This window comes from Streptomyces sp. NPDC014734, assembly GCF_043083325.1.
Taxonomy (GTDB): Bacteria; Actinomycetota; Actinomycetes; order Streptomycetales; family Streptomycetaceae; genus Streptomyces.
Genome location: NZ_JBIBYN010000010.1, coordinates 178,758 through 195,857, shown reverse-complemented (window position 1 = coordinate 195,857; position 17,100 = coordinate 178,758). Strand labels below are relative to the sequence as shown.

The 17,100-nt window shown below is 71.2% G+C and carries 14 protein-coding genes; 9 read left to right on the top strand and 5 right to left on the bottom strand.

Annotated elements, in window-relative coordinates:
* Positions 1 to 4 precede the first annotated feature (4 nt).
* Genes ACF1CT_RS18510 through ACF1CT_RS18495 form a run of 4 tightly spaced genes read left to right on the top strand, consistent with a single transcriptional unit; the run spans position 5 to position 3,805 of the window.
* The gene (locus ACF1CT_RS18510; protein ID WP_391784920.1) at positions 5 to 787 is read left to right on the top strand and encodes an urease accessory protein UreF; all 783 of its coding nucleotides are present in this window, start codon (positions 5 to 7) and stop codon (positions 785 to 787) included.
* A gap of 39 nt (positions 788 to 826) precedes the next feature.
* Positions 827 to 1,447 (top strand): urease accessory protein UreG, encoded by a 621-nt coding sequence (gene ureG / locus ACF1CT_RS18505; protein WP_391784919.1) that lies wholly within the window; start codon positions 827 to 829, stop codon positions 1,445 to 1,447.
* 1 nt (position 1,448) lies between these two features.
* Positions 1,449 to 2,414, top strand: a complete 966-nt coding sequence (locus tag ACF1CT_RS18500; RefSeq protein ID WP_391784918.1) for an urease accessory protein UreD — start codon at positions 1,449 to 1,451, stop codon at positions 2,412 to 2,414.
* 41 nt (positions 2,415 to 2,455) lie between these two features.
* Complete coding sequence (locus ACF1CT_RS18495; RefSeq protein ID WP_391784917.1) at positions 2,456 to 3,805, top strand: ammonium transporter; 1,350 nt, start codon at positions 2,456 to 2,458, stop codon at positions 3,803 to 3,805.
* A gap of 81 nt (positions 3,806 to 3,886) precedes the next feature.
* On the opposite strand, the gene ACF1CT_RS18490 is transcribed toward ACF1CT_RS18495, so the two are convergent.
* From ACF1CT_RS18490 to ACF1CT_RS18475, 4 genes are all read right to left on the bottom strand, one after another.
* A complete protein-coding gene (locus ACF1CT_RS18490; protein WP_391784916.1) occupies positions 3,887 to 5,323 on the bottom strand; it encodes a lipase maturation factor family protein in 1,437 nt (478 codons plus the stop codon).
* 183 nt (positions 5,324 to 5,506) lie between these two features.
* Entirely contained in the window at positions 5,507 to 6,571 is a 1,065-nt protein-coding gene (locus tag ACF1CT_RS18485) for a FecCD family ABC transporter permease (RefSeq protein WP_391784915.1), read from the bottom strand.
* A gap of 44 nt (positions 6,572 to 6,615) precedes the next feature.
* Entirely contained in the window at positions 6,616 to 7,656 is a 1,041-nt protein-coding gene (locus ACF1CT_RS18480) for a FecCD family ABC transporter permease (protein ID WP_391784914.1), read from the bottom strand.
* Positions 7,657 to 7,667: 11 nt separating this feature from the next.
* A complete protein-coding gene (locus tag ACF1CT_RS18475; protein ID WP_391784913.1) occupies positions 7,668 to 8,723 on the bottom strand; it encodes an iron-siderophore ABC transporter substrate-binding protein in 1,056 nt (351 codons plus the stop codon).
* Positions 8,724 to 9,001: 278 nt separating this feature from the next.
* Between ACF1CT_RS18475 and ACF1CT_RS18470 the strand changes: the two genes are divergently transcribed.
* Positions 9,002 to 10,075: a chitinase gene (locus ACF1CT_RS18470; protein ID WP_391784912.1), complete on the top strand. Its 1,074-nt coding sequence runs from the start codon at positions 9,002 to 9,004 to the stop codon at positions 10,073 to 10,075.
* Between the two features lie 152 nt (positions 10,076 to 10,227).
* Here the strand turns inward: ACF1CT_RS18470 and ACF1CT_RS18465 are convergent, their stop codons facing one another.
* Positions 10,228 to 11,595 (bottom strand): FAD-dependent oxidoreductase, encoded by a 1,368-nt coding sequence (locus tag ACF1CT_RS18465; protein WP_391784911.1) that lies wholly within the window; start codon positions 11,593 to 11,595, stop codon positions 10,228 to 10,230.
* A gap of 295 nt (positions 11,596 to 11,890) precedes the next feature.
* On the opposite strand from ACF1CT_RS18465, the gene ACF1CT_RS18460 reads away from it, so the two are divergent.
* The 4 genes from ACF1CT_RS18460 (at position 11,891) to ACF1CT_RS18445 (ending at position 17,099) form a co-directional block, all read left to right on the top strand.
* Positions 11,891 to 13,957, top strand: coding sequence for a SpoIIE family protein phosphatase (locus ACF1CT_RS18460; protein WP_391784910.1), 2,067 nt, complete (start codon positions 11,891 to 11,893; stop codon positions 13,955 to 13,957).
* A gap of 251 nt (positions 13,958 to 14,208) precedes the next feature.
* The gene (locus tag ACF1CT_RS18455; RefSeq protein ID WP_391784909.1) at positions 14,209 to 15,600 is read left to right on the top strand and encodes a wax ester/triacylglycerol synthase family O-acyltransferase; all 1,392 of its coding nucleotides are present in this window, start codon (positions 14,209 to 14,211) and stop codon (positions 15,598 to 15,600) included.
* 193 nt (positions 15,601 to 15,793) lie between these two features.
* Positions 15,794 to 16,786: an aldo/keto reductase gene (locus ACF1CT_RS18450; protein WP_391785005.1), complete on the top strand. Its 993-nt coding sequence runs from the start codon at positions 15,794 to 15,796 to the stop codon at positions 16,784 to 16,786.
* A gap of 1 nt (position 16,787) precedes the next feature.
* Positions 16,788 to 17,099: an L-rhamnose mutarotase gene (locus ACF1CT_RS18445; RefSeq protein ID WP_391784908.1), complete on the top strand. Its 312-nt coding sequence runs from the start codon at positions 16,788 to 16,790 to the stop codon at positions 17,097 to 17,099.
* Position 17,100 lies beyond the last annotated feature (1 nt).

The following is a 17,100-nucleotide window of genomic DNA, read 5'->3' as shown; positions in this document are numbered from 1 at the left end:
CGCCATGTACCGGGACGAGAAAGCCCGCCCGGCGGGCCCGGCGGGTCCGCCGGCCGCGAGGACCGTCACCGGACCGGGGTCTCGCGAGCCCGCACCCGAGCCCGGGCTCGGTCCGCTGCTGGTCAGCCTCCAACTGACCGACTCGGCCTTCCCCAGCGGCTTCTACACGCTGTCGCACAGCCTGGAGGGCTTCGCCCAGGCCGGTGCGGTCGAGGCCGGTACCCTGCGTCTGCTGCTGGAGGACCTGCTGCGCAACGGCGTCGGCCCCGCCGACGCCACCGCGCTCGCGCTCGCCCACCGGGCCATCGGCGCGGGCGATCCGGAGACCGTCGTCGAGATCGACCGGCACCTGTACGCCACCAAGCTGGGCCGGGAGATGCGCCGGGCCGCCACCCGCACCGGGCGGCAGCTCCTCGACCTCGCCCGGGAGGTCTTCGGGCACCCGGAGATCGACGACTACTTCGCACGCGTCGTACGCAGCCAGGCGCCAGGCACCCAGGCGGTGGCCGCCGGGATCGTCCACGCGGCGACCGGGGTGCCGGTGGCGCAGGCCGTCGCCTCGGACCTGTTCGCCTTCTGCGCCAGTTTCGCGGGCGCGGCACTGAGGCTGCGGCTCACCGATCACCGGGGCGCACAGATCCTGCTGCACGGCACGGCGCCCGTCATCGAGGCGGTCGTCGAGGAGGCGCTGCGCCGCGAACTCGACGACGTCGGAGCCACCGTGTTCGCCTCCGACATCATGTCGTGCCGTCACGAGCGCGCCGACGCACGGCTCTTCGCCAGCTGAATCCATCCACCACGTACACATCGAAGGAGCACCAGCACCATGGACGACAAGGTTCTGCGGGTAGGCGTCGGCGGTCCGGTGGGATCCGGCAAGACCGCGCTCATCGAGGCGCTCGTCCCCGTACTGATCGAACGCGGCCACCGGCCCTGCGTCGTCACCAACGACATCTACACGCAGGAGGACGCCCAGCACATCCGCCGTACCCTGGACGGAGTCCTCGCACCGGACCGGATCGTCGGGGTGGAGACGGGGGCCTGCCCGCACACCGCGGTGCGCGACGACCCCACGATGAACCTGGCGGCCGGTGCCGAGCTGCTGGAGCGGTTCCCCGACACCGACACACTCCTCTACGAGTCCGGCGGCGACAACCTCACCCTCACCTTCAGTCCCGCGCTCGTCGATCTCTTCCTCTTCGTCCTGGACACGGCCGAGGGCGAGAAGATGCCCCGCAAGCGCGGTCCGGGCATCACCGACTCCGACCTGCTCGTCATCAACAAGATCGACATCGCGAAGTACGTGCGCACCGACATCGACGTCATGGAGTCCGACGCCCACCGGGTCCGCGGCGACGGTCCCGTCGTGCTCACCGACTGCCTGACCGGCATCGGCATCGACGACATCGCGCTCTTCCTGGAGTCGCGTCGCAAGGTGCTGATCTGACGTGCCCCCAGCCCTGCCCCGGACCGCCCCCGACCGGCTCGCGCCCGCGTACTACACCGTGCCCCGCGTCCCGCCGGACGTGGCGGCCCTGGCCTCCGTACCCGACACGCTCGCCCCGGGTTCCCCGGCCAAGGTCGGCATCCTCGATCTGGCCTTCGCGGTCCGGGGCGGGCGCACCGAACTCGTCGAGCGCTACCAGAAGACCCCGTTGCAGATCATGCGACCGCTGTGGATCGACCCCGCCATGCCCGCCATGAGCTACGTCTACCTGATGGCGACCGGCGGCGGCATCGCCCAGGCCGACCGCTACCGGATGGACTTCCACTGCGGACCGGACACCGAGGTGCACCTGACCACCCAGGCGGCCACCAAGGTCTTCCGCATGGAGCACGACTACGCGACCCAGCGCGTCCACATCGCGGCGGAGGCGGGTGCCTATGCCGAGTACCTGCCCGACCCGCTGATCCTGTTCCGGGACGCGCGGTTCCACCAGCGCACCGAGGCCGTGGTCGCGCAGGGCGCCACCCTGCTGGTCGGCGACACCGTCACCTCCGGGCGGCTCGCCCGGGGGGAGCACCACGACTACCGGGTCCTCACCACGGACCTGCGGATCGCCAGGCCCGACGGGACCCTCCTGGTCATCGACACGATGCGCCTGGTTCCCGGCGCGCCGGGGCGGCCCCGCGGCGTGCTGGGACCGGGGGTGTTCGCCGGGCACGACCACGTCGGCTCGCTGTTCGTCGTCACCGACCGCGTGCCCCCCGACGAACTGGCCGACACCCTGCACGAGGCCCTCGCCGGACTCGGCGTCCTGTACGGCGTCAGCGTGCTGCCCCACGACTGCGGCGCCTGGGTCCGGTTCCTGGCCGACGACCCGGTGCGGGTCGCCGCCGCCCAGGACGCCGCCCGGTGCTCCGCGCACCTGCTGCTCACCGGCCATCAGGCCCCGGGCCTGCGCAAACCGTAGACCGGCCACCGACCCGCCCCCACACCGACGAGGTACCGCCGATGAACACCGCTCCCGCGCCGATGCCGGCCGCGTACGACTCCGGGGACACCGCCTGGCTGCTCGCCTCCACCGCCATGGTGCTGCTGATGACGCCGGGACTGGCGTTCTTCTACGGCGGCATGGTGCGCACCCGGCACATCCTGATGATGATCAAGATGAGCTTCGCCGCGCTCGCCTTCGGGACGCTCCTGTGGTGGGTGCTCGGTTACAGCCTGGCGTTCGGCCCCGACGTCGGCGGCCTGGGACTCATCGGCAATCTCGACCATGTCTTCATGCACGACATCGGACTCACCACGCTGTCCGGCCACATCCCCACCTACGTCTACAGCACGTTCCAGATGGGCTTCGCGATCATCACCGTGGCTCTGATCAGCGGTGCGATCGCGGACCGCGCAACGATGAAGGGCTGGCTGGTCTTCGTCGTGCTGTGGCTGCTGATCGTGTACGTCCCGCTGGCGCACTGGGTGTTCGACAAGGACGGCTGGATCGTGAAGCACCTCGGCGCCCTCGACTTCGCCGGTGGTCTGCCGGTGGAACTCAACTCCGGCGTCGCGGGGCTCGCGGTCGCACTGGTGCTGCGGGCGCCGAGGGACTTCGCCCGACGGGAGGAGCGGCCCAACAACATCCCGCTCGTCGTGATCGGCGTGGGCCTGCTCTGGTTCGGCTGGTTCGGCTTCAACTCCGGATCCGCGCTGGCCGACCGGGGAACGGCGGCCGCCGCGTTCATCAACACCCAGCTCGGCGCCGCGGGCGCGATGATCACCTGGCCGCTGGTCGAGAAGTGGCGCACCGGCCGGGTCACCACCATGGGCGTCGTCTCCTCGGCGGTGGCGGGCATGGTGGCCATCACGCCGGCCTGCGGCGAGATCGACACGCTCGGCGCGGTCGTCACCGGGCTCGTCGTCGGGGCGGTCTGCGCCTACGCGATCACGCTCAAGTACCGCGTCGGCGTGGACGACACGCTCGACGTGGTCGGGGTGCACGGCGTCGGCGGACTGGTCGGGCTGATCATGGTCGGTCTGTTCGCCACCGCCCGGATCAGCGGGAAGAAGGGGCTCTTCGAGGGCGGCGGCTGGGGGCTGCTGGGCAAGCAGGTCGTCGCGATCGTCGCGGTGATCGCGTTCTCCTTCGTCCTCACCTGGATCATCGCGAAGGTGGTGAACCTGACGGTCGGATTCCGTGCGGCCGACGAGTACGACAAGGTCCCCGGTTCGGAGGTGGAGCGCGCCTACGACTTCCAGACCGCCGAACGCCTCGGCGCGCTGGTCTCCGGCAAGGCGGTCACCAGCGACGACGAACTCGTCCGGCAGATCACCCGGCTGCTGCGGGCCCGCGAGGAGTCCAAGTGAGGCCCCGCCGCACGACGGATCGGCCGGCCGCGCTCGGAGCCTGTCGGGTGGCCGCCCGGTCAGCGGCCACCCGACAGGCTCTCAGGCCCGCCCGGTCCGTCCCGCCCGGGAGGGGCCGAGCGCGACGGGTGGCATGAAGTCCCGTACATACGTCCGGTGCCACCAGCGTCCGGTGGCACGCAGCTCGCGCCAGGTCGTGAACCGGTAGCGGTACAGCCGTGCGCGGACATGCGTGGGCGGGGCATCGGGGAACGGATTGTGACGCAGCAGCCGCAGGGTGTCCCGGTCGTTCTCCAGCAGCCGTTCCACGAACGGGCCGAACCAGGGGCCCGCGTAGGCGGGGGAGAGGGCCGCGAACCACATGAGCCAGTCGAGCCGCAGATGGTAGGGGGCGAACTGGCGGGGGAGCCTGCACGGATCGCCCGGCTTGCCGCGGAACCCGTACTCCCGCCACACCGTGTCCTCGTGGAGTGCCGGCTCGTCCGTCCCCTCGACCACGACCTCCAGCCGGACCCGGCTGATGCTGCCGAACGCGCCGTAGGTGTTGACCAGGTGCAACGGGTCGAACGACCGGTTCATCACCTGGCGGCGGGAGACCAGGTTGCGAGCCGGCCGGTAGCTGAGGAACACCACCAGCGCGACGACCGCGATCACGACGATCTCGTACCAGAGCGGCGGCGCGGCCTGCGCCGGAGGCTCCGAGAACAACGACCAGTCGACGGCGGACAGGGCGAGCGTGATCGTCAGCCAGTTCAGCCAGGCGAAGTTTCCCGAGGCGACCAGCCACAACTGGGTGACGACCATCAGCCCCGCGGCGACGCTCGCCACCGGCTGGGGGGTGAAGAGCAGCACCGGGACCAGGAGCTGGGTGACGTGGTTCGCCGCCACCTCGGCCCGGTGGACGGGTTTCGGCAGATGGTGGAAGAACCAGCTCAGCGGTCCTGGCATCGGCTGGGTCTCGTGGTGGAAGTACAGGCAGGTCAGCTCGCGCCAGCACGCGTCGCCCCGGATCTTGATCAGCCCGGCACCGAACTCCACCCGGAACAGCACCCAGCGCAGCAGCCACAGCACCAGAACCGGCGGAGCCGTGTGCGCGTTGCCGAGGAACACCGCGAGGAAGCCGGTCTCCAGCAGCAACGACTCCCAGCCGAAGCCGTACCAGGTCTGCCCGACCTGGACGACCGACAGGTACAGCGCCCACGGCAGCGCCCAGAGGATCATCGCGGCCCAGAGCGGCAGATACGCGTCAGCGCCCACGAGGAGGGCCGCGGCCAGCGCGCAGCCCGTCCAGGCGACCAGGGCGAAGAACCGGTCGGAGTAGTGGAGGCGGAACAGGCCGGGCGCACTGCGCCAGTCCGTGCGCCGCAGGAAGTCGGGGACGGGCAGCATGCCCCGTTCACCGATCAGCGCCCGGAACTGGAGCGCGGCGGTGAGGAAGGCGAACAGATAGACACCGGCGAGCGCGCGTTGGAAGATCAGCCGGCTGAGCCAGTACCCGTCTGCGGTGAACCAGTCCATCCCCTCCAGTATCGGCCCGTCGCCCCGGCCTTTCAGCTCCGGTCTTCCGGCACCGGTCTTCCGGCACCGGCTTTTCGGCTCAGACCTTTCGGTTCCGGTTTTTCGGTTCCGGCCGGTGCGGGGCGACGGGCCGCCCGGAACATCCGTCGCCGCGCACCGGCGTGCGGCGGCCCGCGAGCTCCGTCACAGGGCTCCCCGGCGCCACTCCCGCACCAGCAGCCAGCCGAGGTACACGCCCCCGATGGCCATCGTGTAGATGCCGACGGGAAGGTTGTCGAACAGCGGCAGCTGCTGGGAGCAGAGATCCGCGAGCACCAGGAGCAGCGCCCCCGTCAGCATCGAGAGCGCCAGATGAGGGCCGGGGACCCGGGTGATCCGCTTGGCGATCTGCGGGGCCGTCAGCGAGATGAAGGCGATGGGCCCGGCGACGGCGACGGCGCCCGCCGAGAGCACGATCGCGAGCACCACGGCGACCGTCTTCGTGCCGCGGGGCTCGGAGCCGAGCGCGCCCGCGATGTCGTCCCCCATCTCCCCGACGGACAGCCGCCGGGAGACCAGGGCGGTGAGCGGGGCCGCCGCCAGCAGGACAAGCCAGATGGTGCCGGCATCGTCCCAGGACCGTGCCGACAGACTGCCGTTCACATAGGCGGTGAGTACCGCGGCCCGGTCGCGTTCCATGGCGTAGACGACGTACTGGGTGATCGCCGTACCCATCGCGGCCACCCCGATCCCGGCGATGACGAGCCGGGCGGGGTTGCGGAATCCGGTACCGGTCGACACGTACACCAGCACCATGGCGAGCACGGCGCCGAGCAGCGCGCCGAGCCCCACCGGCACGGTGTCCGGGAACAGCAGCGCCGCGATCGCCGCACCCGCGCCGGCGCCGGACGCCAGGCCGATCACGTCGGGGCTGCCGAGCGGATTGCGGGTGACGGACTGGAACAGCGCCCCGGACAGCCCGAGCGCCCCGCCCGTGCCCACCGCGACCGTGAGGCGCGGCCCGCGGAGCCGCTCCAGGACGAACGCGTTCCTTCCCTCGGCTCCACCGGTCACCGCCCCGGCCAGATCGGGCAGCGCGATGCCCAGCCGGCCCAGCGACAGCGTGGCCACGGCTGCCGCCGCGAGGAGTACGAACAGCACAAGAGCCGTCACCACCGACACCCGGCGCACCGGAAGCGCCAGGCCCCGGCCGACCCTCAGCAGCACCCGAGGTGACGCGGGACGAGAACCCGTCCGCCGCGACGTCATGCGTTCCTCCTCATCCCGTGTCGCCCCTCATACCGTGTCGCTTCTCATCTCGCGTCACTTCTCATCCTGCGTACGGCGACGAGCAGCGCCGGCGCCCCGAGGAACGCGGTCACCACGCCGACCATCAACTCCTGCGGTCGCATCACCACCCGGCCCACGACATCCGCGAGGAGCAGCAGTGCCGGGCCGACCAGCGCCGACATGGCGATCCGCAGACGGAAGTCGACACCCACCAGCGCCCGCACCACGTGCGGTACGGCCAGGCCGACGAAGGCGATCGGACCGACCGCTGCCGTCGCCGCGGCGCCGAGCAGCGTCGCCGAGAGCAGCCCGCCCGCCCGCACCAGGGCCGGATTCGCCCCGAGGGACGTCGCCGCCGAGTCGCCGAGAGCGAGCGTGTTGAGCGCGGGGCCCGACAGCGCAGCGATCAGCAGACCGGCCGCCGCGAACGGCACGACCGACCAGAACACGTCGAAGTCCCGGCCTCCGAGCGCTCCGACGACCCAGTACCGGTAGCTGTCGAAGACCTGCGGCCTGCTCAGCGTGACAGCCTGGATGTACGCCATGAGCACGGCGGAGAGCACCGCACCGGCGAGCACCAGCCGCACCAGCCCGCCGCCCGGGCCCGCCGAGCCGATCGTGTGGACCAGCAGACCCGCGACCAGCGCGCCGGGCAGCGCCCACCACATGGTGTCCGTGCTGCCCGACGCCCCCAGGAAGGCCGTCGCGGTGACGATGCTCGCGCAGGCGCCGGCGTTGATGCCGAGCAGGCCGGGTTCGGCCAGCGGATTGCGGGTCACGCCCTGCATGAGCGTGCCCGCGACCGCCAGGCAGAGACCGGCGAGCATCCCGAGCGCGGTCCTCGGGTACCGGCTCTCGACGACGGCGGTGACATTCGGATCGGCGGTTCCGGAGACGACGTGCAGCACGTCGTCGAACGAGGTGGTCCGGCTGCCGAACATGACGCTCGCGACCACGGCGAGCAGGAGCAGGGCGAGTGCGAGGACGACGGAGAACGCCCGTCGGGCGGCGCCGGTCCGTGAGGCGCCGACACCGCTCGACGGTGCGTGGGTGGTGGCGGCCATCTGTGTGCCGGTCAGCCCCGGGCGCCGTCGGCGGCCTCGACGGCCTTGTCGATCAGCGGCAGGTAGCGGTCGATCACCCACGGAACGGTGAGCGGGTTGATGATCGAGGAGGCCGTGACGAAGGAGTTGTCCTTGCTCGCGACCACGGCGCCGCTCCTGACCGCGGGGATCGCCGCGTACAGCGGCTGCGCCTCGATCTCCTTGCGGGTCTTGTCATCGGTGTAGAAGGTGAAGACCAAGGTGCTGTCCTTCAGCTTCTCGGCGCTCTCCAGGCCGATGAGGGCCGAGTCGGTGCCCTTGGTCTCCTTGAAGGTGTTGACCACCGGGTCGACGGTGAGGCCGAGCGAGGAGACCATCTTGACGCGCTGCTCCTCCGGCTTGAACACACCGAGGGTGCCGGGGCCGGAGGTGTAGATGTAGGAGAACGTGTACTTCTTGTAGTCCGGCCGGGTCGCCGCCGCGTCGGACAGCCGCTTCTCGACCTGCGCGATGAGCTTCTTCCCGTCGTCGGGCTGCCCCAGCGCCTTCGCGATGATGTCGATCTGCTGGTCCCAGTCGGTGCTCCACGCCAGGTCGGGGTAGGCGACGGTGGGGGCGATGTCCTTGAGGATGTCGTACTGCTTCTGCGTGATCCCGGACCACGGGGCCAGGATGACATCCGGCTCCAGCTCCGTGATGGCCTCGAAGTCGATGTCCTCGCCGCCCTTGAACTGGGTCGGCAGCTTCTCGCCCCGCTTCTTCACCGCCTCGTGGATCCAGGGCAGGTAGCCCGTCCTGTCGCTTCCCCACTCGTAGCTCTCGATGCCGACCGGGGTGTGGCCCAGGGCGATGGCGGTCTCCGCCGACCCCTGACCGAGCGTGACGACGCGCTCGGGCTGCTTCTTGATCTCCGCGGTGCCGAGTGCGCTCCTGACGGAGACGGGGAACGCCCCGCCGCTCTTCCCGGACGCGCCGGACGTCTCCTTGCCGTCGTCGCCCGACGAACAGCCGCCGAGGACGAGGGCGAGGGCCGCGGCGGCGGCGGTTGCGACGAGCGTCCGGCGACGCGCGCGGGTGAACCGGGACATGGGTGTTCCTCATGGGTTGGCGAAGGAGGGCCCCGCGAACGGTGCGGGGATTTAGGTAAGCCTAAGCTAAGTCATCGCCCAGGTCGCGGCCGACTCGGGGTGCCGGTGTTCGGCCGCGGTTCACGGATCGTCTTTGGTTCAGACCTCTTGACGAAAGGTCTGGACCAACTTACGTTGTGCGCATCGTGGCGTGGAGTTCGCGGTCGACGGCTGTCGAGATTGTCAGGACCATGACAGCTTCGTAGTCGTTGTTTCATTCGTCCGGAAGGGAACGGAACATGATCGGTCGGACATCGCGCCTGCTGGGGCTGGGCGTCGCCGCGGCGTGCGTCGTGCAGATGCTGGTGGGTGCCACATCGGGTGCCGCGCAGGAGAGGCCGGGTGTCGCGCAGGAGGACACGTGCGCGGTGAAGTCGAAGCCCGCCGGCAGGGTGCTCCAGGGGTACTGGGAGAACTGGGACGGCGCCACCAACGGCGTGCACCCGCCCCTCGGCTGGATCCCGGTCACCGACAGCCGCATCACGGCGCACGGCTACAACGTGATCAACGCGGCCTTCCCCGTCATCCTCTCGGACGGCACCGTGCTGTGGGAGGACGGCATGGACTCGACGGTGAAGGTCCCGACCCCCGCCGAGATGTGTCAGGCCAAGGCGTCCGGGCTCACCACCCTGATGTCCATCGGCGGCGCCACGGCCGGTATCGACCTCAGCTCCAGCGCCGTCGCCGACCGGTTCGTCGAGACGGTGGTGCCGATCCTGAAGAAGTACAACTTCGACGGCATCGACATCGACATCGAGACCGGCCTGTCGAGCAGCGGCAACATCAACACGCTGTCCGCGTCGCAGGCCAACCTCATCCGCATCATCGACGGAGTCCTCGCGCAGATGCCGTCGAACTTCGGCCTGACGATGGCTCCGGAGACCGCCTACGTGACCGGCGGCAGCATCGTCTACGGGTCGATCTGGGGCGCCTACCTGCCCATCATCAAGAAGTACGCGGACAACGGCCGCCTGTGGTGGCTGAACATGCAGTACTACAACGGCAGCATGTACGGATGCTCCGGGGACTCGTACTCGGCGGGCACGGTCGAGGGATTCACCGCCCAGACGGACTGCCTGAACAAGGGGCTCGTCGTCCAGGGCACCACCATCAAGGTGCCCTACGACAAGCAGGTGCCCGGACTCCCGGCCCAGCCCGGCGCCGGTGGCGGCCACATGACGCCGAGTCAGGTGTCGCAGGCGTGGAGCCACTACGGGAACGCCCTCAAGGGCCTGATGACCTGGTCGCTCAACTGGGACGGCTCCAGGAACTGGACCTTCGGCGACAACGTCAAGGCACTCCAGGGCCGTTGAGCACACCGTGAACCGGGCGGCTCCGCCGAAGGGCTGTCCCGCGATCCGTGGTGCTTCAACGCGGATCGCGGGACAGCCCCGGGGCGTACCGAGCCGCCCTTCGTCGTGCAGCAGGGGCCGAGGGCATACGGCAGGGGCCGGGCCCGGAGGTGTCAGGGACGGGGCTCGGAGGCGTCCAGCATGCCCTCCCGCTCCACCACCTTGATGCGCTCGCGTCCCTGCTCGGCGCCCAGCGCCTGCTCGTGCGCGTCCAGGCGGTGCCACCCCTCGCGGGTGGTGTAGCGGACGCCGCGGTCCTCCAGCAGGGCGGTGACGGCTTCCGGTTCGGGCCGGGCCGGGGCGGGCAGCCGGCCCGCGGCGCGGTCCTCCAGCAGACAGGCGACCGTCTCGTTGGCATCGCCCTTGGTGTGGCCGATCAGGCCGACCGGGCCGCGCTTGATCCACCCGGTGACGTACACCGAGGCCATCGGCTCCCCGCCCTCGACGACCCGCCCCGCGGCGTGCGGCACGGTGCCGGAGGTCACGTCGAAGGGGAGCTTGGGCAACTCCTGCGAGTAGTAGCCCACGGCGCGGTAGACGCTCTGCACGTCCCAGTCGGTGAACTGCCCGGTACCCCGGACGTTGCCGGTGCCGTCCAGTTCGGTCCGCTCGGTCCGCAGGCCGGCGACCCGGCCGTCCGCTCCGAGGATTTCCGTCGGGGACTCGAAGAAGTGCAGGAAGAGCCTGTGCGGGCGGTCGCCCACGTCGCGGATGGCCCAGTTCTCCAGTGTGGAGGCCACCATGTTGGCCTGCTTGTTGTTGCGCCGGGTCTCGATCGAGCCCTTGTCGTACTCGATGTCCTCGGGGTTGACGATGACCTCGATGTTCGGTGAGTGGTCCAGCTCGCGCAGCTCCATCGGGCTGAACTTGGCCTGCGCCGGACCGCGGCGGCCGAAGACGTGCACCTCCAGGGCCTTGTTGGCCTTGAGCCCGTCGTAGACGTTGGCGGGTATCTCGGTCGGCAGCAGTTCGTCCGCCGTCTTGGCGAGGACGCGCGCCACGTCCAGGGCCACGTTGCCGACCCCGAGCACGGCGACCTTCTCGGCCTCCAGGGGCCAGGTGCGCGGCACGTCCGGGTGGCCGTCGTACCAGGAGACGAAGTCGGCCGCGCCGTGGGATCCGTCCAGATCGCTGCCGGGGATGTCGAGCGCGCGGTCCGCGTCGGCACCGGTGGAGAAGATCACGGCGTCGTAGAACGACCGCAGGTCGTCCAGGTCGATGTCGGAGGGGTAGTCGACATTGCCGAACAGGCGAAGCTGGGGCTTGTCGAGCACCTGGTGCAGCGCCTGCACGATGCCCTTGATCCGCGGGTGGTCGGGGGCGACCCCGTAGCGGATCAGGCCGAAGGGGGCGGGCATCCGTTCGAACAGGTCGATCGAAACACCCGGGTCCTGTGCGGCCTCGGATTTGAGCAGCGCGTCCGCTGCGTAGATTCCGGCGGGGCCGGCTCCGACTATGGCGACGCGGACGGGGCGGGTCATGGAGTGCAGGTCCTTAGAACGGGCCGATGCGGGCGGTGCGGACGCAGGGCGAAGTGACGAGCTGGGGGGCAGGGGAAGGGCGGGCTCCCGGCGTATTGCTCCCCAGCTTGTAAGGCTCGGCTTACCGAGCTTCATGGGACACGGTAACCGTTCCTGACCTGCCGCCTCCGGGCGGGCGCCGCTCCGGGCGGCTCGCCGCGCCGCCCCGCGTCGTCCCCGGGTGTCCGCCCCGGAAGCCCCCGGGGGGCGCGGCGTTCGCTCGAAGAATCGGACAAATGATGGCAGAGTGACCCACATGGATGATCGGGTAGCGGGTGCCCTGTCACTCCCGGACGACTGGCCCGCCCACCCGGATCTCAGTCTCGCCCTGAACCGTATGGGCTGCTTCGACTGGGACCTCGACAGTGGCCTCATGCACATGGACCGGCCCGCGCTCGACGTGTTCGATCTGCGGGCCGAGGAGTACGACGACCGGCCGGAGTCGCTCGGGGTGCGGGTGCCGCCGGACGAGGCGGTGCGCCTGGACGCCATGGTCGCGCGGGCGCTCAAGAGCGGGGAGAGCAACTACGGTGCGTACTTCAGGGTCCTCAGACGCGACGGGAGCCTGCGATGGACCCACACACAGGGGTTCATCCGCCGCGACGGGACCGGCCGCCCCCGGCGCATCATCGGCATCGTCCGGGACGCGACCCAGGAGCTCTCCGACGCCACCGTCCGGCAGGACCTCGACCGGCGGCGCCGACGGCGCACCAGTCTCGTGGACGGCACCACGGCCGCGCTTGCCCACGCGCGGACGGTCGGGGACGTCATCGAGGTGCTGCGGAACTCCCAGGGGCTGGCGCACCTCGGCGCCACCAGTCTGGTCGTGGGGCTGATCGAGGCCGGACGCATCCACCTGGTCGCGGACGGCCCGGAGGGCTCGTTCGTCCCCGGCACCCGCTACACCCGGACGGACGAGCCGTACCCGATGAGTGAGGTGGTGCGCACGCTCGCGCCCCGTTTCATCGAATCGGCGGCGGACTTCGCCGCCTCCTACCCGATCCTGTGGCCCCACATCAGCCACCTGGGCATCACGTCCGCCGCCTATCTGCCGCTGATCGCCCAGGCCCGGCCCATCGGCGCCCTCGGGCTGCTGTACAGCGACAAGGGCGGCTTCACCGACGACGAACGCAATCTGCTGGTCGCGCTCGGCAGCTCCATCGCCCAGAGTCTTCAGCGGGCCATGCTCTACGAGCAGGAGCACGATCTCGCCGAGGGCCTCCAGCAGGCCATGCTGCCGCGCCGGATTCCCGACGTGCCGGGCGCGCAGGTGGCGGTGCGCTACCGGTCGGCCCGGCTGGGCCGGGACATCGGGGGCGACTGGTACGACGTCATCCCGCTCCCCGGCGGACGGGTGGGGGCGGTCATCGGGGACGTGCAGGGCCACGACACACACGCGGCGGCCGTGATGGGGCAGCTGCGCATCGTGCTGAGAGCCTACGCGGCCGAGGGGCACAGTCCCGCGACGGTGATGGCCCGGGCGTCCGTCTTCCTTCACGAACTGGACACGGACCGCTTCGCCACCTGCACCTATGCCGAGGTGGATCTGACGACCGGGGTGGTGCAACTGGTCCGGGCCGGTCACGTCGACCCACTGGTGCGCGACGTCGACGGCGACTGCCGCAGGCTTCCCGCCGAGGGCGGGCTGCCGCTGGGGCTCTCCGCCGAGTTCGGACGGCTGGAGTACCCGGTCGGCACGGTGGAGCTGGACCCGGGGCAGGCGCTGGTGCTGTTCACCGACGGTCTTGTCGAACTGCCCGGCGCCGATCTCGACGAGGGCATGCACCTGCTGACGTCGTTGGTGCGTACGGGGCCCCGGGATCTCCAGAAGCTCGCCGACCAGCTCTGCGAGGCGGTCGACGACCGCGGTGGGGAGGACGACGTGGCGGTGCTGCTGCTGGGCCGCGAGGCGGCGCACGCGCCCCAGCCCGGCGGTCGGCTCCAGCAGCACGTAGCCCAGGGCGAGTCGGAGGCGCTGAGCGCCGCGCGGCACATGATCCGGGCGGCGGTGCGGGCCTGGGGCGCCGGGGTACGGGCCGACGAGATCGAACTCGCCGCCGACGAGCTGATCACGAACGCGCTCATGCACACGGACGGTGGGGCGATCGTCACGATCCGGGTGCTCACCGGCCCCGAGCGACGTCTGCGCGTCGATGTCGAGGACCGTTCCAGTGCGTTGCCCCGCCGCAGGGACGCGGGGGAGACGGGGGTCTCGGGCCGGGGGCTGATGCTGGTGGACCGGCTCGCGGACCTCTGGGGAGTGGAGTCGCGCGGTACCGGAAAGTGCGTGTGGAGCGAGTTCGTCATCCCGGAACGGGACTGACCGCCGGAACGGGACCGGGGCTGTGTGCGACCGGGCCGGGTGCGTGACAGCCCCTGGGCCGGGGCCGGCCCCTCGGAACGTGGCGGCCCTTCCTCCGTCTCGCGGTCGCGGAAGAAGATCATATGTCGGTGCTTGACCGCGATTGACCGAAAGCGATTGACTCCGGATCGGTGGGTCGTCCTGCCGTGCTTCCGGTCGCGTTTCCGAGAGCGACTCCGTTCGTCTTCGTCCGCCGATGACATGGGGACCCGTTGGGCACCGAACTCCTGACACCGCTGGACCTGGCCTTCTGGCACCTCGAATCCGACACCCACCCCATGCACCTCGGCGCGCTCGCCGTCTTCTCCCCGGCCACCGGCCCGGAGGGCGCCGCCGGCCCCGGAACCGTCGTGGACCTGCTGGCCGCCCGCACCGAGGCGATCCCCCGGCTGCGGATGCGGGTCAGGGACGTCCTGTTGCCGGTCGGCGGCGCCGCCTGGTTCACGGACAAGGACATCGACGTACGCCACCACATCGAGCGGGTGACGACGGGCCGGCCATGGGCGCGGTGCGGCGATGCCGGATTTCTCGCGGACGCCACCCGGCTCGCCGGTGAGCTGATGGAACGGCCCCTGGAACGAGGCAGGCCGCCCTGGCAGATGTACGTGATCGGCAGCCCGGACGGCGGTCCGTTCGCCGTTCTCGTCAAGCTCCACCACGCGCTCGCCGACGGCATGCGCGCGGTCGCCATCGGCGCCGGGATCTTCGACGAGATCGCCCCGCTCGCCGACCGGCCCCGGGGTGGTGCCCCGTCGGTCCGGGCGCGTGCGGTCCCGCCCCGTTCCTGGATGCCGGGCCCGCGCCAGGTGGCGGGCCTGGCACTGGGACGGATCGAGGATCTCGGGCGGGCTCTGGGCGTCGGGGCGTCCATGGTGCGTGCCAGCCGGCTGGACCCGCGAGGCGTGCCCGCGCTCACCGCGCGGTCCAGCGGCACCCGGCGACTGGCCACCGCCGATCTGGACCTCGCCGCCGTCCGGCGCATCCGCCGGGCCGCGGGGGGCACGGTCAACGACGTCCTGCTGGGCATCGTCGCCGGGGCGCTGCGCCGCTGGATGCTGGAGCGGGGGGAGTCGCTGCCCGCCGACGACCCGCGCGCACTCGTTCCGGTCTCGCGACGCCGGCCGGGTCGGGCCGCCGCGACCGGGAACAGGCTCTCCGGCTACCTGCTCGGACTGCCCGTGCGTGAACCCGACCCCTGGAGACGGCTCGGTCGCGTCCGCGCGGCCATGGACCGGAACAAGTCCGCGGGGCCGTTGCGCGGAGCCGGCGCGGTCGCCGTGCTCGCCGATCAACTGCCGTCGCTGGCCCATCGTTTCGGGGCGCCGATCGCCGGTGGCGCGGCCCGGATGCTGTTCGACGTCCTGGTCACCAGCGTGCCGCTGCCGCGCTCGGCCCTCTCGCTCGGCGGCTGCCCGCTGCGCGCGGTGTACCCGATGGCGCCGCTGGCACGGGGCCAGGCACTCGCCGTCGCGCTGTCCACGTACGGCGGGCGGGTGCACGTCGGGCTGGTGGCCGACGGGAAGGCGCTGCCGGACCTGGAACGGCTGGCGGTCCGTGCCGGCGACGAGGTGGCGGAGCTGCTCACGCTGCTGCCGCCCGAGTGAGCGACCCGCGTCCTCGCGCCGTCGAGCGCCCTTCGCGTTTTCACGCCCATTGAACGTCATAGATCGGACAGATTGCCTGGAATTTTCCGAGAAGCCCCGGTGATCAGTGCCGCCTGAGAGGTTGACGCCCCCAAGTGATCCGATGAATATTCGCTGTATGCGGGACATGATCACGGGGGAGGGCGACGGATCCATGCGGCGCAACAGGCTCGGGAACAGTGCGGTCGAGGTCACCGAGCTGTCCTTCGGAGCGGCTGCCATCGGCAACCTCTTCGCCGCCGTGGCCCCCGACCGGGCCGCCGCGGCCGTGGACGCCGCCTGGGACGAGGGCGTCCGCTACTTCGACACCGCGCCCCACTACGGACTCGGCCTCTCCGAACGACGCCTCGGCGAGGCCCTGCGCGGCAGACCCCGCGACGCGTACGTGCTCTCCACCAAGGTGGGCCGGGTGCTCGACCCGCTGCCCTCCGGAAGTCCCACCCCCGCGGACCCGTCCGGCGGCCTCTCCGAGGGCTTCGCCGTACCGGCCACCCACCGCCGCCGCTGGGACTTCAGCGCCGAGGGCGTACGACGCAGCATCGGCGACAGCCTGGAACGCCTCGGCCTCGACCGCGTCGACATCGCCTACCTGCACGACCCCGACGACCACGCCGAGGCCGCGTTCGGCGAGGCCTACCCGGAGCTGGAGAGGCTGCGCGCACAGGGCGTCGTCGGAGCCATCGGCGCCGGGATGAACCAGACCGCCCTGCTCACCCGCTTCCTGCGCGACACCGATGTCGACGTCGTGCTCTGCGCGGGCCGCCACACCCTCCTCGACCAGTCGGCCCTCACCGAACTGCTGCCCGAGGCGGCCGCCCGCGGGCGCGGGGTCGTCATCGGTGGGGTGTTCAACTCCGGGCTGCTCGCCGACCCCCGCCCCGGCGCCACGTACGACTACGCGGCAGCACCTCTGACCCTGCTGGACCGGGCCCTGCGCATCAAGGCCGTCACCGAGGGCCACGGCGTCCCGCTGAGAGCCGCCGCCCTCCACTACCCGCTCGCCCACCCCGCCGTCGCCGGAGTGCTCGTCGGTGCCCGCTCCCCGGACGAGGTCCGCGACGCGGCGGCCCTCCTCCGCCGCCCGATACCCGACGACCTCTGGGCCGAACTGCGCGCCGAGGGACTGCTGACCGAGGACGGACACTGACATGAGAATCGCCCTGCACACCGAGGTCCGCGCCGACCGCGTCGAGGAGTACGAGGCCGCGCACCGCGAGGTCCCGGCGGAACTCACCGCCGCGATCCGGGCGGCCGGGGCCACCTCCTGGACGATCTGGCGCAGCGGCACCCACCTCTTCCACGTCATCGACTGCGACGACTACGCCGCGCTCCTGGCCGAACTGGACGCGCTCCCGGCCAACGTCGTCTGGCAGGCGCGCATGGCCGAGCTCCTCGACGTCGCGCACGACTACTCGCCGGACGGGGCCGCGGCCGGTCTCCCGGTCGTCTGGGAGCTGTGAC